The organism is Bacillus sp. REN16 (assembly GCF_020731355.1).
Taxonomy (GTDB): Bacteria; Bacillota; Bacilli; order Bacillales; family Bacillaceae_L; genus Ferdinandcohnia.
This window is the reverse complement of sequence record NZ_JAJFZK010000009.1, coordinates 130,802-157,013: the sequence shown is the minus strand read 5'-3', so window position 1 is coordinate 157,013 and position 26,212 is coordinate 130,802. Positions and strand designations below refer to the sequence as shown.

24 protein-coding genes and 1 other annotated feature are annotated in these 26,212 nt (G+C 39.2%); of the genes, 22 read left to right on the top strand and 2 right to left on the bottom strand.

Annotation, left to right across the window (positions count from 1 at the left end):
- Position 1: 1 nt before the first annotated feature.
- Both LKW28_RS14415 and LKW28_RS14410 read left to right on the top strand, forming a co-directional pair.
- A complete protein-coding gene (locus tag LKW28_RS14415) occupies positions 2 to 571 on the top strand; it encodes a hypothetical protein (RefSeq protein ID WP_229141045.1) in 570 nt (189 codons plus the stop codon).
- 24 nt (positions 572 to 595) lie between these two features.
- Positions 596 to 1,390: a hypothetical protein gene (locus LKW28_RS14410; protein ID WP_229141044.1), complete on the top strand. Its 795-nt coding sequence runs from the start codon at positions 596 to 598 to the stop codon at positions 1,388 to 1,390.
- A gap of 109 nt (positions 1,391 to 1,499) precedes the next feature.
- Here LKW28_RS14410 and LKW28_RS14405 read toward each other — a convergent pair whose 3' ends face one another.
- The gene (locus tag LKW28_RS14405; protein WP_229141043.1) at positions 1,500 to 2,210 is read right to left on the bottom strand and encodes an MOSC domain-containing protein; all 711 of its coding nucleotides are present in this window, start codon (positions 2,208 to 2,210) and stop codon (positions 1,500 to 1,502) included.
- Between the two features lie 260 nt (positions 2,211 to 2,470).
- Here LKW28_RS14405 and proC point away from each other — a divergent pair, with 260 nt between their 5' ends.
- From proC to LKW28_RS14390, 3 genes are all read left to right on the top strand, one after another.
- Positions 2,471 to 3,325: a pyrroline-5-carboxylate reductase gene (proC, locus tag LKW28_RS14400; RefSeq protein ID WP_229141042.1), complete on the top strand. Its 855-nt coding sequence runs from the start codon at positions 2,471 to 2,473 to the stop codon at positions 3,323 to 3,325.
- Positions 3,326 to 3,414: 89 nt separating this feature from the next.
- On the top strand, positions 3,415 to 4,536 hold the full coding sequence (gene proB / locus LKW28_RS14395) for a glutamate 5-kinase (protein WP_229141041.1): 1,122 nt from the start codon (positions 3,415 to 3,417) through the stop codon (positions 4,534 to 4,536).
- 13 nt (positions 4,537 to 4,549) lie between these two features.
- Positions 4,550 to 5,812 (top strand): glutamate-5-semialdehyde dehydrogenase, encoded by a 1,263-nt coding sequence (locus LKW28_RS14390; RefSeq protein WP_229141040.1) that lies wholly within the window; start codon positions 4,550 to 4,552, stop codon positions 5,810 to 5,812.
- 20 nt (positions 5,813 to 5,832) lie between these two features.
- Here LKW28_RS14390 and LKW28_RS14385 read toward each other — a convergent pair whose 3' ends face one another.
- A complete protein-coding gene (locus tag LKW28_RS14385) occupies positions 5,833 to 6,690 on the bottom strand; it encodes a TetR/AcrR family transcriptional regulator (RefSeq protein ID WP_229141039.1) in 858 nt (285 codons plus the stop codon).
- Between the two features lie 98 nt (positions 6,691 to 6,788).
- On the opposite strand from LKW28_RS14385, the gene LKW28_RS14380 reads away from it, so the two are divergent.
- From LKW28_RS14380 to LKW28_RS14300, 17 genes are all read left to right on the top strand, one after another.
- A complete protein-coding gene (locus tag LKW28_RS14380; protein ID WP_229141038.1) occupies positions 6,789 to 9,872 on the top strand; it encodes an efflux RND transporter permease subunit in 3,084 nt (1,027 codons plus the stop codon).
- 123 nt (positions 9,873 to 9,995) lie between these two features.
- Positions 9,996 to 10,763, top strand: a complete 768-nt coding sequence (locus LKW28_RS14375) for a MerR family transcriptional regulator (protein WP_229141037.1) — start codon at positions 9,996 to 9,998, stop codon at positions 10,761 to 10,763.
- Positions 10,764 to 11,344: 581 nt separating this feature from the next.
- Positions 11,345 to 11,581, top strand: a complete 237-nt coding sequence (locus LKW28_RS14370; protein ID WP_229141036.1) for an indolepyruvate ferredoxin oxidoreductase subunit alpha — start codon at positions 11,345 to 11,347, stop codon at positions 11,579 to 11,581.
- A gap of 203 nt (positions 11,582 to 11,784) precedes the next feature.
- Positions 11,785 to 12,630: a 2OG-Fe(II) oxygenase gene (locus tag LKW28_RS14365; RefSeq protein ID WP_229141035.1), complete on the top strand. Its 846-nt coding sequence runs from the start codon at positions 11,785 to 11,787 to the stop codon at positions 12,628 to 12,630.
- Between the two features lie 162 nt (positions 12,631 to 12,792).
- Positions 12,793 to 13,248, top strand: coding sequence for a flavin reductase family protein (locus LKW28_RS14360; RefSeq protein WP_229141120.1), 456 nt, complete (start codon positions 12,793 to 12,795; stop codon positions 13,246 to 13,248).
- 84 nt (positions 13,249 to 13,332) lie between these two features.
- Positions 13,333 to 13,812 (top strand): DUF1189 family protein, encoded by a 480-nt coding sequence (locus LKW28_RS14355; protein ID WP_229141119.1) that lies wholly within the window; start codon positions 13,333 to 13,335, stop codon positions 13,810 to 13,812.
- Positions 13,813 to 14,057: 245 nt separating this feature from the next.
- Positions 14,058 to 14,915 (top strand): MBL fold metallo-hydrolase, encoded by an 858-nt coding sequence (locus LKW28_RS14350; protein ID WP_229141034.1) that lies wholly within the window; start codon positions 14,058 to 14,060, stop codon positions 14,913 to 14,915.
- 207 nt (positions 14,916 to 15,122) lie between these two features.
- Positions 15,123 to 16,577: a cardiolipin synthase gene (cls, locus tag LKW28_RS14345; RefSeq protein WP_420708882.1), complete on the top strand. Its 1,455-nt coding sequence runs from the start codon at positions 15,123 to 15,125 to the stop codon at positions 16,575 to 16,577.
- A gap of 115 nt (positions 16,578 to 16,692) precedes the next feature.
- Entirely contained in the window at positions 16,693 to 17,247 is a 555-nt protein-coding gene (locus LKW28_RS14340; RefSeq protein WP_267498012.1) for an undecaprenyl-diphosphatase, read from the top strand.
- A 92-nt stretch (positions 17,248 to 17,339) separates the two neighbouring features.
- Positions 17,340 to 18,041, top strand: coding sequence for a response regulator transcription factor (locus LKW28_RS14335; RefSeq protein ID WP_229141032.1), 702 nt, complete (start codon positions 17,340 to 17,342; stop codon positions 18,039 to 18,041).
- Complete coding sequence (locus tag LKW28_RS14330) at positions 18,038 to 19,009, top strand: sensor histidine kinase (RefSeq protein WP_229141031.1); 972 nt, start codon at positions 18,038 to 18,040, stop codon at positions 19,007 to 19,009. The genes LKW28_RS14335 and LKW28_RS14330 overlap by 4 nt, the downstream gene beginning before the upstream one ends.
- 99 nt (positions 19,010 to 19,108) lie before the next feature.
- Positions 19,109 to 19,879, top strand: a complete 771-nt coding sequence (locus LKW28_RS14325; RefSeq protein WP_229141030.1) for an ABC transporter ATP-binding protein — start codon at positions 19,109 to 19,111, stop codon at positions 19,877 to 19,879.
- A complete protein-coding gene (locus LKW28_RS14320; protein ID WP_229141029.1) occupies positions 19,854 to 21,764 on the top strand; it encodes an ABC transporter permease in 1,911 nt (636 codons plus the stop codon). Before LKW28_RS14325 ends, LKW28_RS14320 begins: the two co-directional genes overlap by 26 nt.
- 80 nt (positions 21,765 to 21,844) lie before the next feature.
- Positions 21,845 to 22,115 (top strand) — a binding site (T-box leader).
- Positions 22,116 to 22,184: 69 nt separating this feature from the next.
- Complete coding sequence (locus LKW28_RS14315; RefSeq protein ID WP_229141028.1) at positions 22,185 to 23,042, top strand: SAM hydrolase/SAM-dependent halogenase family protein; 858 nt, start codon at positions 22,185 to 22,187, stop codon at positions 23,040 to 23,042.
- Between the two features lie 39 nt (positions 23,043 to 23,081).
- Positions 23,082 to 23,633, top strand: coding sequence for an ECF-type riboflavin transporter substrate-binding protein (locus LKW28_RS14310; RefSeq protein ID WP_229141027.1), 552 nt, complete (start codon positions 23,082 to 23,084; stop codon positions 23,631 to 23,633).
- 41 nt (positions 23,634 to 23,674) lie between these two features.
- Complete coding sequence (locus LKW28_RS14305) at positions 23,675 to 25,387, top strand: ABC transporter ATP-binding protein (RefSeq protein ID WP_229141026.1); 1,713 nt, start codon at positions 23,675 to 23,677, stop codon at positions 25,385 to 25,387.
- Positions 25,378 to 26,208: an energy-coupling factor transporter transmembrane component T family protein gene (locus LKW28_RS14300; RefSeq protein ID WP_229141025.1), complete on the top strand. Its 831-nt coding sequence runs from the start codon at positions 25,378 to 25,380 to the stop codon at positions 26,206 to 26,208. The genes LKW28_RS14305 and LKW28_RS14300 overlap by 10 nt, the downstream gene beginning before the upstream one ends.
- The last annotated feature ends 4 nt before the right edge of the window (positions 26,209 to 26,212 follow it).

The window sequence follows — 26,212 nt, the reverse complement described above, 5'->3', positions numbered from 1 at the left end:
AATGCTAAAGAGGTTACTAAAAATAGTAGGCATTGGAGTTCTTGTAAGTAGTCTTATAGGATGTGAAACAGCAACGATTATCGATTTATACCATGCCAAAACGGAAAAATTGAAAATGACTGATGAAGTTTTTAAGGATTCTGCATATGATTCCTATATTGTTGGCGGGGTCTTCATTAAGCCATATATGGTTCAATCCACGTTTGGTGAATCTAGCACGGAATATTCTAGATATACCTTATACCTTGGTGCGTATAGGAAAGAAGATAATTCAAATCCGGTAGTCTTAAATCATATAAAGGTTATTGGAGAAAATGATGTAATTTTTAAAGAGATTAATAAGGAAATAAACCTTCCTTTAGAATTTTCCGATGATAAGAACCGTCCATCCTTCCACTCAAGTGACGATCTGCTCATTGAGGAGACTAACAATTATGATATGAAATTAACGGAAAATAGTGTAATTTCCGTTCTAATTAATGTAACTGTGGAGGTAAACGGTGAAAAGATTACCAAGGATTTAACATATGATTTTACGACAAGATTTCGGACTTATAATGTCACGAGATAAAAAAGTTGTCTAATGAGGTGAAACATGGATTCTTTAGAGGTCTGCCTCTCATCGAAGGAATTATATTTCTTAAGTGAGTTATTAAAAATAGAGGTTATTATTGGTTTGAAAGACCCTTATGAGGGCTTTACCGAAAGTGAAATACAGGAAGATTGGCTAAAAGTAAAAGAGGGTCTACTTGAAAGAGAGATACTTTTTGAAAGAGAAACATATCAAATAGAGCGGAAACACGCAATTTTAATAAATGCTATGAGACCAGAGTCAATATGTTGCTGGTTTAGTCTTATCGAAGGAAATCAACAAGTGGGTTCCCATTACTACTTTACACCTAAACTAGTAGTTAAGAAATCGATGGACTCAAATCATGATTTATTTAAAATTGAATTAGTTGGAACTCCTAAAGAGGCTCTAGTAGAGATAATCAATCGATTTTCCATCTCATCTGCAAAGGTGAGTTCGGTGAACTCATCCATACCAAGGAATGTCTTTGAAGACATTTTAGCTCTGAAGGAAAAATTGGATTTTGATAGTTATGTAAAGACTAATTTGAATTCTGAAGAAAAACAGCTAGAGGAGTTCATTACTAGTATTAAAACGTTTCAAAAAGCGGGGCAAGTTGAAATTATGACATGGGATGATCGCGAACAAAAATGGGATTATGAAGATCTGCGTTTTATTCAAGGTGATAACGGAGTATGGCTAACAGCTCCCGAAACGGTTGATGATGTGGAACTAGTACAAATCAAATCGACTTCATTAGGGGAAATTGAAGGACAACTTAAAGAGATGATAATTGGAAGATTAAATTTTATAAAATAAAACAAATGCCTAAGTTCCGTTTCTAATAAATACGGGATTTAGACATTTTATTATTTCTTATGATGGATACAGATTCTGTATCAGCGGTCTCGAACCTGTCCAACATCTCTTATTTATTCGGTCCATAGACACGGCTATCAATGGATTTTGATTCTCCCTTAAGCCGCTTGGTTAATGTTTCTTTCCAATTAGATGCAAGGTATTCACATGCGGCTAGTTTTGCAGCTGATTCCAAATCATCTTTCTGTTCATGCATGATCTCATTGCAGCGGGCAATTGTCCATTCAGGATATGGGCGTTCAACCAATTTAATTGAATCATGTTCTTTTACCATGCCTTCTTTGACAACACGGAAGTACCATCCGGTTCGGCCGCTCTTTTGAATCTGTAGCGCGAAATCTAGTATTTTGTAACGTCGAGCAGGCTTCCAGCACGGCTGACGAGGTTGAGATACTTGAACCAAGGCTTCGCCAACCTCATATATATCTCCAATGCACACATTGTTTTCATCCAGCCCCACCACAGAGAAATTTTCCCCCATTGCTCCTGCTTGAATCTGGTCATTATTCAATTCATTTTGCCATTTTTCATAATGGGTTGCTGCATAGGCAAGTACTGCTTTTTCTGGTCCGCCATGATTTTTTAAATCAGCTTGCCCGTCTCCATCTAGGTTCTCCTTGCCAAGCCAAAGTGGTGTTTGAATAGGTTCTTTAAAAATTCCGCTTGTCCATTCTTTTTCCATGAGTGTTTTCGCATTCGGGTCACCCGCTGTTATGGGCTTGCCGATAAATAATTGATCTATGTAAGGTTGTTTATCCATTCTTCCCATCTCCTTTCGTTTTAGTTTACCACGAAGTAATACGCAGGAACTATCCTTCTGACCCGCTCAATCTTCAAATATTATCCTGAGCCACGTTAAGAGGGGGTATCGAGTGGTTTGGTGTGATTAGCTTCCTTTGGTAGCGTTTACACTAACTAATTGAAACATATGCACATGACTTTCCGTGAAGTCCTTGATAATGATTTTAAAGATGTTACGATAAGGACTATGTTTTAAATTAACCGCAAGGGAGACATTAGATGTTACATGAAAAAACAATTGCTTTTATAGGGGCAGGATCTATGGCAGAAGCAATGATTTCAGGAATTGTTGCAGCTGGAAAGGTACCGTCTAATCAAATTTTTGTAACCAACAGAACGAACACTGAAAGACTACAACAGTTAGTCTTAGAGTATCAGATTAATGGTTTAGCAAGCCAGGATCTAAGTCTGAAAAATATTGATATCATCGTCCTCGCAATGAAACCTAAAGATGCAGCAGCTGCATTACAGTCCATCAAAGATTCACTTCAACCGAACCAACTCGTGTTATCCGTGTTAGCGGGTATTACCACAACCTATATGGAGCAGCATTTGCCAGCGGGGCAACAGGTGATTCGGGTAATGCCGAATACATCCAGCATGATTGGAGAATCTGCAACGGCCATATCAGCCGGTTCTTATACCACGAATGAAAATATGTTACAAGCCAAAGAGTTACTGGAATCCATTGGAGAAGTTTACAAGATTTCGGAAGACCAAATGGATATCTTTACTGGAGTAGCCGGCAGTGGACCCGCCTACATTTATTATTTGATGGAGCATATGGAAGCAACCGTGAAAAAGGGTGGCCTCCCGGAAGAGCTATCGAGAGACATAATAGCGCAAACGATTGTCGGCGCAGCCAAAATGATTCAGCAACAAGGGGAGACACCTGCAACATTACGGGAAAATGTAACTTCACCAAATGGAACAACAGCTGCTGGTCTAGCGGCATTAGATAAAAACGGTGGCGGTAAGGCAATTTCTCAAGCTGTTAAACACGCGGCAAAGCGTTCACAGGAGATAAGCTCACAGCTTGAGGGCACTTCAACCAAAAAAGTGCAGGCTGTCTAGCATAAATACATTTTTTTACCGGCGATAAGCCTAATAAATTAACATTTATCGTCCGGCGATCAAAAACAAAAAAGATAAGGATTGATCGGATGTCCATAGAAAAGAGAATCGTCATTAAAATCGGAAGTAGTTCATTAACAAGCCGCCATGGGGAAATTAGTAAGATTAAGCTAGAAAAACTAGCGACAGAGATAGCACATCTGAAGGATGCAGGGCATGAGGTTGTCCTTGTTTCATCAGGTGCGGTTGCTGCTGGTTATCGAAAATTAGGCTGTCTTAAACGTCCAGATTCCTTGCCGGAAAAACAAGCAGCAGCCTCAATTGGCCAGGGATTATTAATCGAGTCCTATTCCCACCTGTTTTTATCGCATGGGTATGTGGCATCACAAATTTTGATTTTAAGAAGCGACTTTTTAGATCAAACACGTTACCAAAATGTTCGCAACACCTTAAATGTTTTATTAGAACGAGGGATTATTCCAATCGTCAATGAAAATGACACGCTTTCGACGGAGCGTTTGAACTTTGGTGATAATGACACATTGGCGGCTAAGGTTGCTGGATTAGTGGATGCCGACCAGCTGGTCATTTTATCTGATATAGATGGACTATATGATAAAAACCCAACAACCCATGGGGACGCAAAGCTAATTGAGCGCGTCACTGAAATTACCGATGAAATCGAGAGCGCTGCAGGCGGGTCTGGAAGTTCGGTTGGCACGGGTGGTATGAAGTCAAAAATTGAGGCCGTGAAAATTGCGATGGCATCAGGCATCTCCACTTTTTTAGGGAATGCAAATGCTGAAAATATCATTGTGGATGCCGTGGGAGAAAAAGCGGTCGGTACTTACTTTAATTGCAAAAAGTCCGTAACCGCACTTAACCAAAAGAAAAAATGGATTGCATTTCACTCAGGTTCAAAAGGTGAAATTATCTTAAATCCCGATGCGGTAGATCGAATGGTGAAAAAAAGAGAAAGCTTACGGCTAAAGGAAATTTATCAAATCGATGGCAGATTTGAAAAAGGTTCTGTTGTCCGTGTAATGGATACAGATGAGGAGGAAATAGCGCGCGGTGTTGTGAAGGTTTCTTCGGTAGATTTGCAGCGATTATTAAAGGCTGATAAGGATCAATCAATTGATTCCACAGTGATCATGGAAATGGGCGATTTTGTTTGTCATATTGATGCTCCGATATCAGTTGGGGTATAGAGGGAGGAATTTCGTGACTTTAGTACAAGAAAATCTCGACATTAAATCACAAGCACGTGCAGCAAAAAAGGCTTCAAAAAAGATTAGTATTTTACCAACAGAGGATAAAAACAGGGCTTTATATATATTGGCTGAACATTTAGAAGCAGGCTATGAGTCCATTATAGAGGCAAATAAAGTAGACTTGCAAAATGGGATAGAAGCTGGATACACGCCTGCATTTATGGACCGATTAACATTAACGAAAGAACGTATCATTGAGTTTGCAGAGGGTCTTCGCCAGGTTGCTGGTCTAGAGGATCCTACAGATCAAGTGATTTCAGATTGGACACTGGAAAATGACTTACAGGTGAAAAAGGTAACTGTTCCATTGGGTGTCATCGGGATGATTTATGAAGCGCGCCCGAATGTGACCGTTGATGCAACGGGGCTTGCATTGAAATCAGGGAATGCAATTATTTTAAAAGGCGGGTCATCTGCCATACACACTAATAAAGCGATTGTTGACGTCATTCAACATGCGCTTGAACATACGAAAATACCAAAAGAAGCAGTTCAGTTTATCGCAAGCACAGATAGAAAAGCAACCCAGCAATTGTTTACGATGAAAGAATACATTGATGTACTTATTCCTCGCGGCGGGGCTTCTTTGATTCAAACGGTTGTTCAACATGCAACAGTTCCTGTACTTGAAACAGGGGTTGGAAATTGCCATGTGTATATTGATTCTGAAGCAGATGTCGAAAAGGCATTACCAATCCTTGTGAATGCAAAAACTGATCGTCCAGCTGTTTGTAATGCTGCAGAAACAGTCCTTATCCATAAGGATTGGCTGCAAAAGCATAAGGATGAACTTGTGGAGACATTGCAGAAACATTCTATCACGGTGCATGGGGATGAAGTGGCACTTTCGGCTATCCCGAATGCAATCCCGTCAGGTGAAGAGGATTGGGCGAATGAATACTTAAGCTTACACATTGCAATGAAGATTGTGGATGATGTGCACGAGGCAATCGACCATATTGACCACTACGGGACAAAACACTCGGAAGCTATCATTACTGAGAACCAAGAAACGGCGGATGTGTTTATGAAACTTGTTGATGCATCATCTCTATACCATAATGCTTCTACAAGATTTACAGATGGTGGGGCCCTTGGGTTTGGCGCAGAAATCGGCATTTCAACCCAAAAACTTCATGCCCGCGGACCAATGGGGTTACCAGCCTTAACAACAGTAAAATTCTTAATGACCGGAAATGGGCAAATACGATAACAACGAAACACGGCGGAAACTTAATGTTCTGCCGTGTTTTTTTGATCAAAATATCTCCCCAGCAGATAAGCAATCCACTTACAGTGGGGATGGTTTCGTATATTTTCGAGGAGTCCTTTGATAATAGCAAGGCTGTACGTTTGGTCAAGAGTCTGTTCTTGTAAAAGAAGTAATGACTCTTTCACAATGGAGTCATCCATTTCTTTTACTTTTTCCTCAATCAACGATACGATTTGTTCCTTTGTTACTTCACTTTGCAATTGAAACCCGGAAAAATCCATATGCTCTTGATTTAGAAAAGAAAGGGTCATCCCCTGAGCCAATAGGTTGGTCTTTTCCACAAGGGATCTGCAGAGGAGGTTCATATCCAAATCAAACGGTATACCCTGAAATAAAAAGAGCTCCGAATACATCCTTGTGAAACCTTTTATGCAATAGAGTAAGTCGTATTTTGTATGTTTTACTTTTTCTCCATAAATGCGGTCAATCAACAAGAGAATATCGGAATTAATAAGTTTGTCGAAATAGTGCATTTTAAGGATAAGCTTTTCGTTAAGGGACTGGGTGTACTCTTTCATCAGGATATTAGCAAAGTCTGTATGTTGTTTAAATGATTGAAAACTTACATAGTAATATTCATATAGAAGATTTTTCTTACTATTTTTACTTCTGACTACTTGGTCAATATCAGTGAAAATTTGTTCAATAAATTGGTCAATTAAGGCGATGATTAATTCATCCTTTGATTTAAAAGAAAGGTAGAAAGCTCCCTTTGAAATCCCACATTGATCGGTTATTTGCTGAACGGAAGTTGCTTCGAATCCTTGCTTTGCGAAAAGCTCTAGCGCCTTTTCCATGATTAGTTGTTTTTTCACCATTTCGTGTTTCTCTCCCATAGTCTTTCATTGACAAATGACTGAATGGTCATTATTATAAATAAATGGGTTAAATAAGTCAATCTAGGGTAGGTGTAAGTGTGAGAGGTATAGCCAATTTTGTACTAAAAAACAAACTCGCGGTTTGGTTATTAACAATTATTATAACGGTATCTGGAATTTATTCAGGTACACAAATGAAGACAGAAACAATTCCGGATATATCCATTCCTTTCCTTATGGTCATGGATGTGTATCCTGGAGCAACTCCTGAACAGGTAATGGAAGATGTCTCGATGCCGATTGAAAAAGCAGTTGAAGGACTTGAAGGGGTTAAATCGGTCTATTCGAATTCTTATTCGAACATGGCCAATATTCAAGTTGAATATAACTATGGTGAGGATATGGACGAAGCTAAGCGGGCCTTGCAGTCCGCGTTAGATGCAGTTTCTTTACCAGAAAATGCACAAGAGCCTATGATTACGGCGATTAGCATGAATATGATGCCGGTCGTAGCACTTAGTGTTAGTAGCACAACTGAAGATATTGTAGATTTAACATCAACAGTTGAAGATGTTTTACTTCCGAAAATTGAAAAACTTGATGGGGTTGGTTCTGCATCAATCACAGGTCAGCATATTGAGGAAGTTGAACTTACCTATAATAAAGACAAAATGGCTGAACTTGATCTTACAGAAGATACGGTTAAGCAAATGATTCAAGCCAGTGATATGGCTGTATCATTGGGACTATTTGAGTTTGAAGAAGGCGAACAAGCTGTTTCGGTTGATGGGAAATTCATGACAGCTGCTGAATTAAAGGAAATGGTAATTCCGGTTACACCTTCTGAAAATAATCCAGTACCGTTCGTGGAGCTTGGTGATATTGCAACAATTAAAGAAGTTGGTCGCGTTCAATCTGTTTCACGTACGAACGGTAAAGACGCCATTGCTATACAAATTGTAAAAGAGCAGCAAGCAAACACAGTAGATGTTGTAAACGAAGTAAAAGACTTAATTAAAGATGAACAGGATCGAGTTGAGGGTCTTGTCATTGATGTATCGCTAGACCAAGGTAAGCCGATTGAAGAATCAGTGTCAACAATGGTGGAAAAGGCCCTTTTTGGTGGCTTGATTGCGGTATTAATTATTTTGCTTTTCCTGCGTAACTTTAAATCAACGATTATTTCGATTGTCTCAATTCCAGTCTCCATTTTTATGGCATTGTTGTTGCTGAAATGGATGGATATCACATTAAACTTAATGACACTAGGAGCCGTTACCGTAGCAATTGGACGGGTAATTGATGACTCTATCGTTGTTGTAGAAAATATATATCGAAGACTGCATTTAAAAGAAGAAAAATTAAATGGTCGTGCGTTAATTCGTGAAGCAACGATTGAAATGTTTAAACCAATTCTTTCATCTACATTAGTTACGGTCGCTGTTTTTGCACCACTTATTTTTGTAGGCGGAATGGTTGGAGAATTGTTCATGCCATTCGCGTTAACAATGACGTTTGCGTTAGGAGCTTCATTACTGGTTGCAATCACAATTGTACCAGCGTTATCACATACGCTATTTAAAAAGCAGCTTTATGTTGAAAAAACAGAAGCAAAACATAAAGAAGCAGGTAAGCTTGCAAACTGGTACAAAGGTATTTTAAATTGGTCTCTGAACCATAAAATTATCGTGTCTGTGCTTTCAATTTTACTATTAGTTGGCAGTTTAGCATTAACACCACTTATCGGTTTTAGTTTTATGGGGAGTGAAGAAGAAAAGGTTATGTACTTAACCTACACACCAGGTACTGGTGAGTTAAAGGATGAAACACTTGAAAATGTAGCGGCAGTTGAAGAAGAGCTATTAAAGCGTGAAGATATTGATATCCTTCAAGTATCCGTAACAGAGAGTGGAGATCCGATGGCTGCGATGATGGGTGGCGGCGGTGACGGTGCATTGATGTACCTCATCTTTGACCCAGACATGAAGGATTTCCCTGAAGCTCGCGAAGAAGTTGAGGAGTATGTGTTCAATATTGGTCAATCCGGTGAGTGGAAGAGCCAGAACTTCTCATCAATGTCGATGAGTACAAGTGAAGTAAGCTATACATTGTATGGAGAAGATTTAGATAAGCTTAATGATGCAGTAAATATGGTTGAAGATGTCATGAAGGATGCAGACGGCTTGGAGGATGTTTCTTCTAGTACAGAAGATGCGTACGTTGAGTACACCTTCAATGTGGAACAGGATGATTTATTACAATACGGACTAACAACTGGTCAGATTGTAATGATGTTAAATCCTAATCGTTCAAAAGACGTCTTAACAACAGTTGAAAAAGACGGAAATAATCTAGAGGTTATTGTTCAGCAGGAAGAGGTAGCTGAACCTAAATCAATTGATGAGCTTCTTGCAACTCAGATACCAACAGCAATGGGTACAACAATGCCACTATCTGATTTAGTAACAGTGACAGAAGGTACTACCTTAAATACACTTTCCCGCAGTAAGGGCGAGTACTATGCTTCCGTTTCAGGAAACATTCTTGGCGATGATATTTCAAAGGTCACATCTAAAGTTGGGAAAGAAGTTGAAAAGCTTGACTTACCAAAAGGAGTAACACTTGATGTTGCAGGTGTTCAAGCAGACATGGTTGAAACATTTACTCAGCTTGGTCTTGCGATGCTTGCAGCGATTGCAATTGTGTACTTCATCCTTGTTGTAACCTTCGGTGAAGGGGTTGCGCCATTTGCAATTCTGTTCTCCCTTCCATTTGCGATAATTGGTTCGTTTGTCGGATTATTGATTGCAGGCGAAACCATTTCCGTTTCGGTTATGATGGGTCTCTTGATGTTAATTGGTATCGTAGTAACGAATGCAATTGTCCTGGTTGACCGGATCATTCATATGGAACGTGATGGTATGACAATGCGTGAAGCTGTTCTTGAAGCAGGATCTACCCGTTTACGTCCAATCCTAATGACGGCAATTGCTACAATGGGTGCGTTAGTTCCATTAGTTTTAGGTGCAGGCGGTGGCGGATTAATTTCCAAAGGACTAGGTATTACCGTTATCGGTGGTCTGGCAAGTTCGACACTATTAACACTTCTAGTCGTTCCAATTGTCTATGAAATTTTATCTAAAATGTTTAAGAAAGACCGTAAAAACATTCAAGAAAACTAATCAATTACGCCCTACAAGGTTTACATATCTTGTAGGGTTTTTTTAATAAAAATATTTTTTAAAAGATGTGTTGACCTTGACGTTACGTCAAGGTGTAAAGTGAACATATCAGGGGGTGATAGGGTGGAATACACGGTACAAAAATTAGCGAAACTAGCGGGCGTAAGCACCAGAACATTGCGGTATTACGATGAAATTGAGATTCTTAAGCCGGCAAGAATTAATTCATCAGGGTACCGAATCTATGGCCAGGACGAGGTCAACCGCCTTCAGCAAATCCTCTTTTACCGTGAGCTCGGAGTCAATCTAACTGATATTAAACAAATCATGACGAATCCTGCCTTTGATGAATCTAAAGCATTGGAAGAACATCGGGAGCAGCTCCTTGATAAACGAAAGCAAATCGATCAATTAATTGCCAATGTCGAAAAAACCATTGCGCAAAAAGAAGGGAGAATAACCATGTCCGATCAAGAAAAATTTGAAGGCTTTAAAAAGAAAGCCCTCGATGAAAACGAGAAGAAGTACGGAAAAGAAATCCGTGAAAAATATGGTGAGGAAACGGTTAAGCAATCAAATCAGAAATTTATGAACTTGTCTAAAGAAGACCATGAAGCGGTGACACGTCTTAGTGAAGAATTGATGGAAACCTTAAGGGATGCGATGCTGACTGGAGACCCAGCTGGCGAATTGGGGCAAAAAGCAGCTGAGACGCATAAGAAGTGGCTCATGTTTTTCTGGCCAAGCTACTCAAAAGAAGCACACGCAGGTTTAGCTCAAATGTATGTTGATGACGAGAGGTTCACGGCGTACTACGACAAAGAGCAGCCTGGAACCGCAGAATTCTTAAGAGACGCGATTCATGTTTATACGGGGCAAAAGAGTGAATAGAATTATGGGGCGAGATCTTATCTAATGGGTCTTGCTCTTTTTTTATGGAGGAGGAAAAAGAAGAAGGTTGGATGAAGGACATTCCGGAAGTGCTCCGGCCCCATTCGGTCCTTCATAAGGTCGATGAAGGACATTCCGCGAGTGCCCCGGCCGCGTTCGGTCCTTCATAAGGTCGATGAAGGACATTCCGCGAGTGCTCCGGCCGCGTTCGGTCCTTCATAAGGTCGATGAAGGACATTCCGGAAGTGCCCCGGCCGCGTTCGGTCCTTCATAAGGTCGATGAAGGACATTCCGGAAGTGCCCCGGCCCCATTCGGTCCTTCATCAGGCAGATGAAGGACATTCCGCGAGTGCTCCGGCCCCATTCGGTCCTTCATAAGGTCGATGAAAGACATTCCGTGAGAGCTCCGGCCCAGTTCAGTTCTTCATCACTTCCCCCATAAAGTAAAACACCAATTCCAGCTCCATCCCCCTCAAACGAATTCCTTATATTCCGGAATACTTCTCTGCCAAGCAACATAGGGTGTAATAAATGCGGAAGACTTCTAGTCTACTAGGAGATCTTCAAAAAGGAGGGATTAGGTGGCATATGTAATCACGTCTCCTTGTGGAGCGGAGAAAGCAGCAGAGTGTGTAGAGGTGTGTCCTGTCGACTGTATCGAACCTGGTGATGATCAGTATTATATCAATCCCGACATTTGTATTGACTGTGGGGCATGTGTATCTGTTTGCCCGGTTGACGCGATTTATCATGAGGATGAAGTACCTGATGATGAAATTGGATTTGCTGACTTAGCGCGAGAATTTTTCGGAGTATAAACCAAAACATACATAAAAAATACTAATCTAATTAAGTAACTGCACCTGTGGTTACTTTTATTTTTTTGTCCAAAAGGTGGCAATCCCGAAAGTACTAACTTTGGAGGAAAAGGAATTACTACCAGATTTTAACTGAATATATTAAAATAAAATGTAAGGGATTTCTAAATATAAATTCAAGGGCTTTTAAAGGGGAGAAAGAAATGGAGAAAGTGAAGCAAATTCCAGGTGCACTGATGGATTGGATTATTAAAACCCTTAACAGCGGCGTGAACCCTGAAACGATTGTAGATGCAATGATTCGTAAAGGTTATGACCCTAGACTTTCTTATACAACTCTGTTTCGAATAGTAGGAAATAAACCGATAGACACACAAAGTGTACAAGCTCCATATGAATATGAACAGCCAGAAATCGCGAAAAAGGGAAGTGTTTTACGTACTAGTGACCGAGAAATAAGGGTCCTGTCAAAGGTAGAGAAACCATTTATTATACATTTAGATAATTTCTTAAGCGTTGAGGAATGTGACCGGTTGATTGAGTTGTCAAGAAGCCGTCTCAAGCCTTCTACTGTTATTGATCCAAAGACGGGTGAAGAAAAGGCAGCTACCGGAAGAACGAGTAAAGGAATGTCTTTTTATTTACGAGAAAATGAGTTTATTAAAAAAGTAGAAGAAAGAATTGCAGAATTAACCGAATTTCCTGTTGAAAATGGAGAAGGGCTTCAGGTATTGAATTATGGGATTGGCGAGGAATATAAAAGCCATTTTGATTATTTTCCGCCAAGTAAGGTAAACCCGGAAAAAGGTGGTCAGCGTGTAGGTACGTTCCTCATTTACTTAAATGATGTACATGCCGGGGGAGAAACTTTTTTTCCGAAGGCGGGCGTTTCGATTGTTCCGAAGAAAGGTTCTGCAGTGTATTTTCAGTATGGAAACAGCGAAGGTGGGGTAGATCGAATGTCCCTTCATTCAAGTATACCTGTATCTGAGGGTGAAAAATGGGTCGCAACGAAATGGATCCGCCAGAACAATATATATAGGTGCTAATCTCAATGCTTTGAAATAGAATTGTCGATGTAATCATGATATAGTTATACTAACGATTTTGGTAAGTCAAAAAAATAAGATTATTTTTAAATAGTAATTAAGTGTGTCATCGTGTAGAAAGGTGTGTGAACATTGGATAAAGTACAGACTTTTAAAGACGTCATGGGGAATTATCCAACGGGTGTAACGGTTGTTACAACAACTGATGAAAACGGGGTTCCGCTTGGACTGACAGTAAATTCATTTGCCTCTGTATCGTTGGATCCGTTATTGATTTTATGGTCCATTGACAAAAGAGTATCCACTTACGATAATTTTACAAAAACAGATAAATTTGCAGTTCATGTACTAGCTGGTGATCAAGGGGATATTTGTGCCCTGTTTGCAAGCAAGGGGATAGATCGATTTGCGAACTGCGAATGGGAGATGTCTGATAATAATCTTCCAATCCTCAAGGGAGCTTCAGGGGTTTTACACTGTAAAACATTTAAGACGGTTGAAGCGGGTGACCATACAATTTTAATTGGTGAAGTGGTTGAAATTACAAATGACAGCAAGCCGCCACTCCTTTATCACAACCGTAAATTCGGCAATATTCCTGACGAATTTTATAAGTAAGATTGACGGATACCTTTCCTATTATGGAAGGTATCTTTAAATTACGAATTTTTTAAACGAAACGAGTGGCTTTACGTGAAACTCATGTCAACATTTATGGATAGTTTGCGATTACCAAATAAGGCAGCGATGAAACGGCTCAATAAGCTGGAAATGAGAAATACGATTCTTTTCCTCCTTTTATTATTGTTTATCATCGCACTTCCGATTGAAATCGATTTACTATTGGATGACTCTTATAAGGAAAGTGAGATCCCTCAAAATATTTATGTCATTCAAGTTCTCTTGTTTTATCCGTTTTTGATGCTGTTTTTAGGGATTGCTGGGATTTCTGTGTTAGCAGGATTAGGAGTAGGGGTCAGCAAGCTTACACGCCGCCAGTTGAAATTTCAATTTTTGTGGAAAATGTGTGCTTTTGCGTTAACAAAACCGATTCTAATTTTTGCGGTTGCTAACTTATTAATTGGCACCCATTGGATCGTGAATACAATCGTATTTAGTTTGTTATTTTACACGATTTTACGGATGATTTTTCATTATCCAAAACGAATTAAAAAACAGTAATGAACGAACCGGTACGCCGGTTCGTTTTATTTGAATTGAAACTTTTTAAATAAATAATCGTACATACATGAAAGAGATCGTCAAAATAAATTACAACAAGCGAATGGAGAAATGGGAGTAATCCAAAAAATAAATTATAACAGTGGGTGTCAAACCTCGGTGAATAACATATGGTCCTTCTCAATAAATAAAATACAGATCCTGTGAAACACTAATCCTAAGTGTTTTATGTTAGGAGGATTTTTATGGAGAAAGACATGCAGTATGGAAGTGATTATAAATTTATTCCTGCGACTTCTATTGCTAGTGGGATGGGGATGCAGGTGCTGCCAGATCTATATTGTCATACCATCCAGATTGTGAATTTTGTCTTAATTGGTGAGCCAGGTACATCCGATTTTGTCATGGTAGACGCGGGTATGCCGGGATCTGCTAAAGAAATAATAGCAGTTTGTGAGGAACGCTTTGGTACGGAAAGCCGCCCGAAGGCAATTCTGTTAACACACGGTCATTTTGACCACGTGGGTGCAATCCTTGAATTGGTTGAGCATTGGGATGTTCCTGTATATGCACATGAACTGGAAATGCCATATTTAACAGGTCAACAAAGCTATCCTGAACCAGATTCAACCGTAGAAGGGGGAATGGTTGCGAAGATGTCCCCGCTTTTTCCAAATGAGCCCATTCAGTTAGGAAGCCATGTGGAAAAGCTGCCTGCAGACGGAACCGTTCCACACTTGCCGGAATTCCGGTGGTTACATACCCCAGGACATGCGCCAGGACATGTTTCCTTTTTCCGTGAAAACGATCGTTCCCTTATTGCTGGGGATGCATTTGTGACTGTTAAGCAAGAGTATCTGTATAAGGTGATTACGCAAGAACAGGAAATTAGTGGTCCGCCAAGATACTTAACAACAGATTGGCAATCCGCAAAAAAGTCCGTTGAAACATTGGCGACGCTTAAGCCAAGCGTAGCGATTACAGGACATGGTTTGCCAATGACAGGTGAGTTATTGGAAGAATCCTTAGATAGATTAGTGAGAGAGTTTGATCAAATTGCGATTCCGGACTACGGACGGTACGTAGATAAAAATATTCATTAGGTAAGGAACCTGGCCATTAAAAAACGGCCAGGTTTCTTGGTCTTATTCATTTTTGCTTTCTAAAAACCATAGTATCAAAATAACATGTATAGAATAGAAATAGAACCCCTATTAGTAAGCCAAGGCGTGAAAATAGCGATTTGTTTTATAAACATTCTGAAATATAGTATATTGTAATGTAGAATGAATCGGGTGAGAGAGGGAAATATGGTAAATATATCATCATTATTATTAGGGTTGGTTTTGGTCTTGAACATTGTATTTGCCGTTGTCGTCATCTTTCGTGAAAGAAGAGATGCGAGTTCAACTTGGGCATGGTTATTAGTCCTTTTTTTCATTCCAGTAGCTGGCTTTATTTTGTATTTGCTCCTTGGCCGTAATTTAACACGTGACCATCTGTTTCAGTGGGATGACTTAAAAAAGAGCGGAATTGAAGAGGTGCTTGAGAGGCAAAAAGAGCTGTTGCGCACACAAAAGTTCCTATTTAACAATCGAATTACACAGGATAATCAAGACCTCATTTATATGAACCTTGTCAATGCGAATGCGTTGTTTACGAAAAATAATGCAGTAGAGGTTTTTACAGATGGGCAAGAGAAATATCGACGTTTATTCGAAGATATTGAGGCTGCAAAAGAATCCATTCATTTGCAATATTATATTATTAAAAATGATAACCTTGGCCGAAAATTAATAGCTCATTTAACAAAGAAGGTAAAAGAAGGCATTACTGTCCGCGTTCTGTATGACGAGTTAGGTTCTAGAACGTTAACGAAACGGTTTTTCAAAGAATTTCGTGAAGCAGGTGGCCTTGTCGAGGTATTTTTTCCTTCAAGATTAAGGTTTATTAATCTGCGGATGAATTTTAGAAACCATCGGAAATTGGTCATTATTGATGGAAAAGTTGGCTATGTCGGCGGCTTCAATGTAGGGGATGAGTATCTAGGCCTAAATTCCAGGTTTGGATATTGGCGGGATACCCATTTGCGCATAAGGGGAACGGCTGTTGACACGATGCAGGTCCGTTTTATTTTAGACTGGAATCAAGCATCTCGTGATTTTGATATTATGTATGATCCTGAACTTTTTCCAATTGAAAATGTCAGACTTGGCAATGTTGGGGTTCAAATTGTGACAAGTGGTCCAGATACAGATTTTGAGCAGATTAAAAATGCTTATATTAAAATGATCTATTCAGCTAAAAAATCAATTTATATGCAGACACCGTATTTTATTCCTGATAAAAGCCTATTGGATGCGTTACGCGTGGCATGCCTTTCAGGGGTGGAAGTGAATATTATGATCCCGGATAAGCCGGATCATCCTTTTGTTTATTGGGCAACCCTTTCGCATATTGGGGAATTGCTTCCTGTTGGGGCAAATGTCTATATTTACAGTAATGGTTTTATCCATTCAAAGACACTTGTGGTCGATGAGGAGATATCTTCCGTCGGTACAGCAAATATCGACGTAAGGAGCTTCCGACTCAATTTTGAGGTAAATGCCTTTTTATATGATGAGAACATTTCAAAGGAGCTAACAGCCATTTTCAAAGACGATATTAAGCTGTCGAAACTGCTAACATATGCGGAATATGGAAAAAGAGGAGCTTATATTAAATTCAAAGAATCCATCTCAAGGCTTTTGTCCCCCATTTTATAGTTGATAAATAGTCGGTGTGGCTTACAAAATTGTAATGTTCAGTAAGCTGCATCGATTTTTTTATGTTTAAAATAAATGTATAGTCTAGGTATGTTTTTTTAAAGGGGGAGTTATTTTGGATGTAAATACGGATATTTTTTATCGAATTAATGGGTTAGGTAAGGAATTACCCTTCTTGGATGTTCCAATGATTTTAATCGCAAATTACACTTTGTATGTCCTTATCCTTGTGGTGCTTATCTATTTCTTTAAAGACCGAGTCATGGTGATCAGCTCCTTGCTTTCAGTAGGTATAGCCATACTGCTTGGAAGAGTAGCAGGAATGTTCCATTCCAATAACCAGCCATTTGCGGAACTGCCAAATGTAAATCAATTGATTGAAAAGGCAGTCGATAATTCTTTTCCCAGTGATCACACGATGATCTTCTTTGCCATTTGTTTTTCCCTTTTCTTATTTAAGAAGCCAGGCCGATATCTTTGGATGGCACTTGCATGTTTAGTTGGCCTTTCCCGTATTTGGGTGGGTGTGCATTATCCTGGAGATGTTTTGGTAGGTGCAATACTTGCCATGCTGTCCGCGTTTCTTATGTATGTGATTGTGTCAAAAATAAAATTCCTAAATCGCAAAAAGCAAATTGAATTACCGACAACCACAGAAAGAGACGTCTAAAGAGAATTGGTTCCATAGGGGCCAATTTTTTTCGCTTTCCTTTAATTTCCTAATTCGATACAATTTTAAAAAAGGCTTGGAGGAGAAATCGGATGTTTAAAATTTTCATTGTTGAGGATGATCGGCAGCTGGTGCGGTTACTTGAAGATCATTTGCGACGCTTTGGGTTTGAAACGAGGTCGGTTGAAAAATTCGACTCAGTCTTGGCGGAGTTTAATGAATTCGCACCACATCTCGTTTTATTAGACGTGAATTTACCAAGTTTTGATGGGTATTATTGGTGTCGCCAGATTCGCAGCAAATCAACCTGTCCGGTTTTATTTATTTCGGCACGCGATGGGAAAATGGATCAAGTAATGGCGCTTGAAAATGGAGCCGATGATTATATTACAAAGCCTTTTGATTATGAAATCGTGACTGCAAAAATCAACAGCCAGCTGCGAAGGGCATATGGTTCATATGCGAGTCCCGGGAGCGACCGTACAGTCACAATCGGTGAATTAACCCTTGATGTCGAACGATTGACTCTTTCTTTAGCTGAAAATCAGGTCGAACTAAGCCATACGGAGGCAATTATTTTAGATGAACTAATGAAAAAGCTGGAACGAGTCGTTAGCAGAGATAGTTTGTTAGAAAAGATTTGGGATGACCAAGCATTTGTCGATGACAATACTCTAAATGTATATATCACAAGGGTCCGGAAAAAGCTTGCTGCCTTACATATTGATCGTGCAATCCAAACGGTTAGAGGGCAGGGGTACCGATTATTACAAACCTGGGGGAAAGGAGAATGAAGCTTTTTTTACGAGATCACATTCCTCTCCTTTTTTTATATTTCGCACAATTAGTACTCATTTTTATCGTTTATTGGTTGGATGGCTATCGAAATCTAATGGTAAGCCTTTATGCAGCAATGCTAAGCACCGTATTGTTGATTGGGTATTTAGTATATCGATTTTATTCCAATCGAAGTTTCTACAAACGCTTAGAAGAACCATTCACGTCACTTGATGAGTTTGCTCCCCTTCCTCAAGCGTCACTGTTGTCAGAAGAACTAAATCAGCTATTGGATAGTCAATTTCGTCTTTATCGTACAGACTTACATACCTATAAAAAAAGACTAGACAATCATATTCAATTTATCAATCAATGGGTGCACCAAATGAAGACGCCAGTCTCTGTGATTCATTTGCTGGTTCAGGAAGGGGATGACCCTCGTTTTGCAGCGATTGGTGATGAGGTGGACCGGCTTCGGAAAGGATTAGAGATGGTCCTTTATACATCTCGATTAGACACCTTTGAGCGGGACTTTTTCGTCGAAACCTTACCTTTAGAAAATGTAGTTCGTTCCGTTACTTCAAGCCAAAAACGCTTATTCATTCGTAATCGGGTATTTCCGGTGATTGAAGTAGACAAGGAAATGATGATTTCATCTGATGAAAAATGGCTGTCATTTGTCATTACGCAAATCATTACAAATGCCATTCGTTATACAACAAAGGAAAATGCGAAGCTATATTTTAAAAGCTATACACATGGGGTTCATAAAGTACTAGAAATTCGGGACGAAGGTGTTGGCATTCCATCTAGTGATTTACCACGCGTATTTGATCCGTATTTTACTGGAGAAAATGGTCGCAGCTTTCAAGAATCAACTGGAATGGGGCTCTATCTTTCGAAGCAAATATGTGAAAAGCTTGGCCACCAGATTGAAATGGATTCCGTACATAACGAAGGCACTACTGTACGTATTCTCTTCTAACCTTACAAAACTGTAAGCGAATTGTAAGTCTATCAAATGGTTTGAGGTGATGGACATGGTTAGAATAAAGCTATAAGTTCCATTCAGGGAGTGAAGAGAATGCCAGTATTAGATGTAAAGATGATAGAAAAAGTATACGGTGGAAAGGTTTCACATAAAGCGTTAGAGACGATTAACTTCTCTGTTGAAAAAGGGGAATTTGTTGGGATCATGGGTCCATCGGGGAGCGGGAAAACAACCCTATTAAACTTAGTTGCAACGATTGATAAGCCTACTTCTGGAGAAATTTTTATCAATCAAAAAAATCCCCATACCTTAAATCGAAAACAAACATCATTGTTTCGACGTCATGAACTAGGGTTTGTGTTCCAAAACTTTAATTTGCTTGATACGTTAACGGTCGAGGAAAATATTGTATTGCCCCTTACGCTTGATGGTGCAAGTGTAAAAGATATGGATCGGAAGCTATTGGAGGTTGCAAAAAAGCTTGGGATTGACCAAATTTTAAAAAAGAGAACCTACGAGATCTCAGGTGGTCAAATGCAGCGTGCAGCAATCGCAAGAGCCATCATTCATGGTCCATCACTTGTACTTGCCGATGAGCCGACTGGAAATCTGGATTCAAAATCATCAAAGGATGTCATGGAAACTTTTTCGAGAATTAATCAGGAGGATAAGGCTACGGTTCTAATGGTGACACATGATGCTGTCGCCGCTAGCTATTGTCATCGCGTGATTTTTATCAAGGATGGCAGACTATATAACGAAATTTACCGTGGTGATAACCGTCAGGCGTTTTTCCAGCGAATTATTGATATGCTTGCATTGTTAGGAGGGGACAGCCTTGACCTTTCCACAGTTCGTCTTTAAAAATGTTGTTCGGAATAAACGAACCTATGCAGCGTATTTTTTTAGTAGTGCTTTTTCCGTTTTGATTTTCTTTGTCTATGCACTATTTATTTTCCACCCTGATATTAAAGAGGGTGTAACTGCTGGGCTTGCAGTTCAAATGATGATTGCTGCCGAATTTATCATGTATGTGTTTTCGTTTTTATTTGTGTTATATTCTGTGAGCACCTTCTTAAAAACGCGTAAAAAAGAGTTTGGAATCTTAATGATGCACGGAATGACCAGACATCAATTAAACGTAATGGTCTTTTTAGAAAATATGTTAATTGGCATTGGTGCGATCATCGTTGGAATTGGGCTTGGCCTCATTACTGGAAAGCTCTTTTTAATGGTTGGTGCCAACATGATCGGGATTGAGCAGCTTCCATTCTATTTTTCCGGAAAGGCATTAGCGTTAACAATCTGTGCATTTTTGGTATTGTTTTTCATAATCTCACTATTTACAACCTTCCTGGTAAGATCAAATAAATTAATTGATTTATTTCAAGCAGGGCAAAAGCCGAAAAAAGAACCGAAGGTATCTATTCTTTTGTCCATATTGTCTGCGATCCTACTGATTGTAAGCTATTGTTTAGCGGCAACTGCTACACCATATACATTAATTTTCCTAATGCTCCCAGTTATCGCAATGACAATCGTTGGTACGTATTTCTTTTATACTCAGCTTTCCGTATTTTTTGTAAAGCTTTTAATAAAGAATCGTATCTTTTTCTGGAAGAAAACCAATTTGCTAACTGTATCAAATCTTGCTTATCGGATTAAGGACAATGCTAGAATGTTCTTCATGGTTACCATTGTTTCGACAGTTGCGTTCTGTGCGGTGGGGACCCTTGCTTCGACAAAAGTATTTACTGAACAAACACAAATGGAATATCCCGCAGAGGTTAGTTATCTTGCGAAAAATGAAGATCCCGTTCACAAGCAAAACCTTGGTCAAATCAAGAATGAGCTTAAAGAAAGAGGTTTGACCTATACTTCAAATGAGGTGCCAATTAAGGTAGTAAAGGTAGCTAAAGCTATATCTAAATATCCCTATCCTGCAGAGCAGCTTGAGGTGATTTCTTTTTCTAATTATCAAGCAATTTCGGAGTCAGCAGGTTATGATTTTAAAGAAAAATCACTTGTGGGGAATGAAACTCTGAGCTTAAGACAATCGACTATTGAAAATTTAAGTGAGGATAGGTACGTGCTCGAGCAGGATGGAATTGAGGTTAAGCCAATGGAGTTATCAGAGCATGTGGTTTTCCCATTTCAACTGGTTCAGGACACGGGGATTATTGTCAGTGATGAATTATATGAAAAGCTAAAGCCGGAAAGAGTGGAAATTTATACAGGTTTTTATACGGATGAAATTGGAAAGACAAACGGATTAATAGGAAATCTTGCAGAAGAAGGTTTTGCATTTGCGACAGAAGAAGACCCATTTGCAATCGTTGTAAGAGGAACAATCCATGAGAAGACGGTAAGTATGTATCAAATGATGTTCTTCGTTGCCTTACTTATCGGTGCAGTATTCTTTTTAGCAGCAGGAAGTTTCTTATACTTTAGGTTATATGCGGATTTAGAATATGATGCAAGACAATATTTAACGATTCAAAAGGTGGGATTAACCGACGGGGAGCTTAGTCAAATCGTGACACGACAGCTCGCGTTGCTGTTCTTTGTGCCAATTATTGTTGCTTTCGTCCATAGTGGTTTTGCCTTTATGGCCCTGCAAAGCTTCTTCCAGGTGTCCATTGCCACAGAAGTGATTCAAGTCTTAATCGTGTTTTTAATTGCACAAGTGATTTACTTTGTGTTAATTCGCCAACGTTATTTACGGAATTTAAAGAAGTCAATGATATAAGGAAATATTCTAAAAACTTTTCCTTGCTTTTAAAAAAAAGTTCAGATATAATTACTTTCAACATTAGAATACAACCTTAACTAAAGACGATGAAGAGAAAAAGTAGGATTTAGCTATTTTACACAGAGAGCTTCGGTAGCTGAAAAGAAGCGAAAATACAAATCTGAACAATGGCCTCTGAGTTTCGTGCTGAAAGTAACATTGGTTATGAGTAGGTTCCGGCGAGATTTGGTACTCGTTATCAATACCACAGTATACGGGCTTAAATAGACCTGCGTACTTGCAAAGACTGTTTGTGTGAGCAAACAGTGAATTAAGGTGGTACCACGTGAGATAAACCACGTCCTTATCGTAATAGATAATGACGTGGTTTTTTTATTTTCAAAAAAGGGTTTATCCCAAAAAATGGAGGAATTTATTGTGACAAATCATCTAGTTTTGCAAACAGATTTTGGCTTAAGTGACGGGGCAGTGAGCGCAATGTATGGTGTCGCAGTTTCAGTGGATCCAACACTTCGAATTTTTGACCTAACTCATGACATTCCGCAATATAATATTTGGGAAGGCTCATATCGACTGTATCAAACAATTTCCTATTGGCCAGAAGGCACTGTTTTTGTATCTGTTGTTGACCCAGGTGTCGGTTCAGATCGTCGCAGTATTGTAGTGAAGACAGAAAATAACCAATATATTGTGACACCAGATAATGGCACACTTACACATATTCAGAACAAAATTGGGATTAAAGAGGTACGAATCATTGATGAAAGCACAAATCGCTTACCTTTTTCAGGGGAATCTTATACATTCCATGGTCGAGATGTATATGTCTACACGGCAGCAAGACTTGCAGCTGGTGTCATTTCATATGACGAGGTTGGTCCGAGTGTTCCGGTTGATTCACTTGTCGCGTTACAGCTGTCAGAGGCAACGGTTGGAAAGGATAGTGTTTTAGGTACAATCGATATACTTGATATTCGTTTTGGTAACCTCTGGACGAATATTGAACGTGAGACTTTTAAACAACTTGAAGTAGAGCATGGGGATCATTTCGAAGTAACGATTGAAAACGATACACGTCAGGTGTATAAAAATATTATGACATACGGACGTTCTTTTGCAGACAGTCATTTAGGAGAACCATTATTGTTTATTAATTCCCTTGATAAAATGGGGGTAGCCATCAACCAAGGATCTTTCGCTAAAGCTTATCACATTGAAACAGGATCTAATTGGAAAATTAATATTCGCAAAGTTCCAAAAATCATTTATAATTAACATTTGTTTCAAACCAAAAAATTAGGGGGTATGAGATTTATGAAAAGTTTATCGATTAAAACCATTGTTGCAATCGGAATTGGGGCTGCTGTTTTTGTGATTTTAGCAAAGTTTGCAGCAATTCCAACACCAATACCAAATACGACCGTTCAAACATCATACGCATTTTTGGCTTTAATGGCCTTAGTGTTTGGTCCCATCGCAGGGGCATTGATTGGATTGATTGGCCATGCCTTAAATGATGCTATTTCGTATGGTTCTATTTGGTGGAGCTGGGTTATTGTTTCGATGCTTGTTGGATTTTTATTTGGGCTTGCTAAAAACAAGATTGATATTGAATCAGGCATTATTAATGCAAAGAAAATTGTAACATTTAATATTGTTCAAGTAATTGCTCAAGCCATTGGCTGGTTTGTTGTTGCGCCAACATTGGATGTATGGATTTATGCTGAACCGGCAAATAAAGTGTATGTCCAAGGAATTGGGGCAGGGATTGCAAACATGGTCACGGTCGGAATCATTGGTACAATTTTAATCGTGGCTTATGCAAAAACAAGAAGTCAAAGCGGAAGTTTAACGAAGGATTTGTAAAATAGAAAAGTAGTTTATGGTTTGTTTAGGAGAGTAGCATGATGAAAAAACCTGTTATCGAATTTATAAATTATAGCTTTACATATCGTAGCCAAGCAGAGCCTACTCTTCGGGAGATTAATCTTAAAATATTTGAAGGCGAAAAGGTATTAATTGTAGGGCCGTCAGGGTCAGGGAAAAGTACAATCGGCAATTGTATGAACGGGCTTGTTCCCTTTTCTTATAAGGGAAATATTCAAGGAAGCCTTAGGATTATGGGGAAAGAAGCAAAGGATTTGGATATTTTCACAATATCTAAAATGGTCGGCACTGTTTTACAGGACCCGGATGGACAGTTCATTGGTCTGTCTGTTGGGGAAGATATTGCCTTTGCTTTAGAAAATGATTGCTTGCCACAGAAGAGTATGTTTGAGACAGTTGGGGAAGTATCGAAAATGGTGGATTTGGAGGATTATTTACATTCCTCCCTCCACCAGTTATCTGGTGGACAAAAGCAAAGGGTCTCTTTAGCAGGGGTTATGGTTGATAAAGTAGATATACTCCTTTTTGACGAACTATTAGCAAATCTTGACCCCGCGACAGGACAGCATGCCATTGACCTAATCGATCGGATTCAAAAAGAAACGAACACAACAGTAGTTATTATAGAACATCGATTAGAGGATGTTCTATATCGGCATGTAGATCGAATTATTGTTGTGGACGAAGGAAGAATTGTTGGTGATATGAAGCCGGATGAGCTGTTGTCTAGACCAATTTTAGAGGAAAGACATATTCGTGAACCGTTGTATGTCAAAGCAGTAAAGTATGCTGGCTTTGAGATAACAGAGGACATGAAGCCGGCACATCTTTCTTCTTTTAATGTGGACGCATGTAAAGCTCGATTAAAAGAGTGGTTTGAAAAAGCAGAAAAACCGGAAAAGAGAGAGACGACTTCACCTATTTTAGAACTAGACCATCTTTCATTTAGCTATCATCAAGGAAGAGAAACGATTCGAAATGTATCTTTTACGATTGAAAAGGGTGAGATGGTAAGTATCGTTGGAAAAAATGGTGCTGGGAAATCCACCCTTTCAAAGCTCATTTGCGGATTTGAAAAGCCGAGCTCTGGGAATATCCTTTTTGCTGGTCAGGATATAACAAATGATACAATCAAGGACCGATCTTTACGGATTGGGATGGTTATGCAAAATCCAAACCATATGATCTCAAAGCATTTAATTTATGACGAAGTTGCACTTGGTCTTATGATCCGTGGTGTACCTGAGGATGAGATTAAAAAGCGGGTGGAAAACACACTTAAGGTTTGTGGTCTCTATCCATTTAGAAAATGGCCGATTTCTGCTTTAAGTTTTGGACAAAAGAAACGTGTGACCATAGCATCTATTCTAGTATTAGAGCCGGAAATTATTATTCTGGATGAGCCAACTGCCGGGCAAGACCTTCGTCATTACACAGAAATTATGGAATTTCTCATCGAGTTAAACATGCAGGGGATCACTGTTATTATGATTACACATGATATGCACCTTATGCTAGAGTATACGCCACGTGCAATTGTGATAGCGAATGGAGAGAAGATTGCTGACCAATCTGCTGCAAGTGTACTAACAGACTCCGAAATTATTAAACAAGCAAACTTAAAGAAAACGTCCTTATTCGATTTGGCAAAACGAGCGGGTATAGAGGAACCACTTGAATTTGTTGAACGATTTATTGTGTACGATAAGGAGGTACGCAGGACATGGCAGTAGAGATGCTATCCTATATTGAACGAAAGTCACCGGTTCATCAACTGACTGGTGCAACAAAGCTTATTTGCTTTATTCTGTGGTCGTCTGCTGCGATGTTGACATATGATACACGTATTCTCCTTTTTTTATTTGGGTTCAGCATCATTATTTTCCTGGTTTCTAAAATTCAGCTCAAAGAGATATCGTTTGTACTTCTGTTCATCTTATTCTTCTTGTTGATTAATAACCTTGCGATCTATGCTTTTTCACCTCAAGAGGGTGTGAAAATATATGGGACGAGCCATGTGTTAGTTGAGTTTGTTGGAAGATATAATATTACACTTGAGCAGCTGTTTTACCAGTTTAATATTACACTTAAGTATTTTACGGTTATTCCGGCAGCATTATTATTTATCGTCACGACCCATCCAAGTGAGTTTGCTGCATCCTTAAATCGCATTGGTATTAGTTATCGAATATCATATGCGGTTGCATTAGCATTACGCTATATTCCGGAGATCCAAAGGGATTTTTGGAACATCGCACAATCTCAGCAAGCAAGAGGGATTGATATGTCTAAAAATGAGAGGTTCCATAAGCGAATAAAAAATGTGGCTTCCATTATCATCCCTTTAATCCTATCGAGTCTGGACAAAATAGAAACAATCAGTAATGCGATGGAACTGCGTGGATTCGGAAAATACAAGAAGCGTACATGGTATAGTTTACGCGCTTTCCAAATGGCCGATTATGTAACAGTAGTTTTATTTATTGCCATATTAATAATCTCCATGATTGTGACATTCCATGATGGTAATCGATTTTATAACCCTTTTCTATGATACA

Excerpts from the sequence above, each read along its gene's own strand:
- LKW28_RS14415 (WP_229141045.1), top strand. The coding sequence starts at position 2 with ATGCTAAAGAGGTTACTAAAAATAGTAGGCATTGGAGTTCTTGTAAGT.
- LKW28_RS14410 (WP_229141044.1), top strand. The coding sequence starts at position 596 with ATGGATTCTTTAGAGGTCTGCCTCTCATCGAAGGAATTATATTTCTTA.
- LKW28_RS14405 (WP_229141043.1), bottom strand. The coding sequence starts at position 2,210 with ATGGATAAACAACCTTACATAGATCAATTATTTATCGGCAAGCCCATA.
- proC (WP_229141042.1), top strand. The coding sequence starts at position 2,471 with ATGTTACATGAAAAAACAATTGCTTTTATAGGGGCAGGATCTATGGCA.
- proB (WP_229141041.1), top strand. The coding sequence starts at position 3,415 with ATGTCCATAGAAAAGAGAATCGTCATTAAAATCGGAAGTAGTTCATTA.
- LKW28_RS14385 (WP_229141039.1), bottom strand. The coding sequence starts at position 6,690 with ATGGTGAAAAAACAACTAATCATGGAAAAGGCGCTAGAGCTTTTCGCA.
- LKW28_RS14365 (WP_229141035.1), top strand. The coding sequence starts at position 11,785 with ATGGAGAAAGTGAAGCAAATTCCAGGTGCACTGATGGATTGGATTATT.
- LKW28_RS14360 (WP_229141120.1), top strand. The coding sequence starts at position 12,793 with ATGGGGAATTATCCAACGGGTGTAACGGTTGTTACAACAACTGATGAA.
- LKW28_RS14355 (WP_229141119.1), top strand. The coding sequence starts at position 13,333 with ATGTCAACATTTATGGATAGTTTGCGATTACCAAATAAGGCAGCGATG.
- LKW28_RS14350 (WP_229141034.1), top strand. The coding sequence starts at position 14,058 with ATGGAGAAAGACATGCAGTATGGAAGTGATTATAAATTTATTCCTGCG.
- cls (WP_420708882.1), top strand. The coding sequence starts at position 15,123 with ATGGTAAATATATCATCATTATTATTAGGGTTGGTTTTGGTCTTGAAC.
- LKW28_RS14335 (WP_229141032.1), top strand. The coding sequence starts at position 17,340 with ATGTTTAAAATTTTCATTGTTGAGGATGATCGGCAGCTGGTGCGGTTA.
- LKW28_RS14330 (WP_229141031.1), top strand. The coding sequence starts at position 18,038 with ATGAAGCTTTTTTTACGAGATCACATTCCTCTCCTTTTTTTATATTTC.
- LKW28_RS14325 (WP_229141030.1), top strand. The coding sequence starts at position 19,109 with ATGCCAGTATTAGATGTAAAGATGATAGAAAAAGTATACGGTGGAAAG.
- LKW28_RS14310 (WP_229141027.1), top strand. The coding sequence starts at position 23,082 with ATGAAAAGTTTATCGATTAAAACCATTGTTGCAATCGGAATTGGGGCT.
- LKW28_RS14305 (WP_229141026.1), top strand. The coding sequence starts at position 23,675 with ATGAAAAAACCTGTTATCGAATTTATAAATTATAGCTTTACATATCGT.
- LKW28_RS14300 (WP_229141025.1), top strand. The coding sequence starts at position 25,378 with ATGGCAGTAGAGATGCTATCCTATATTGAACGAAAGTCACCGGTTCAT.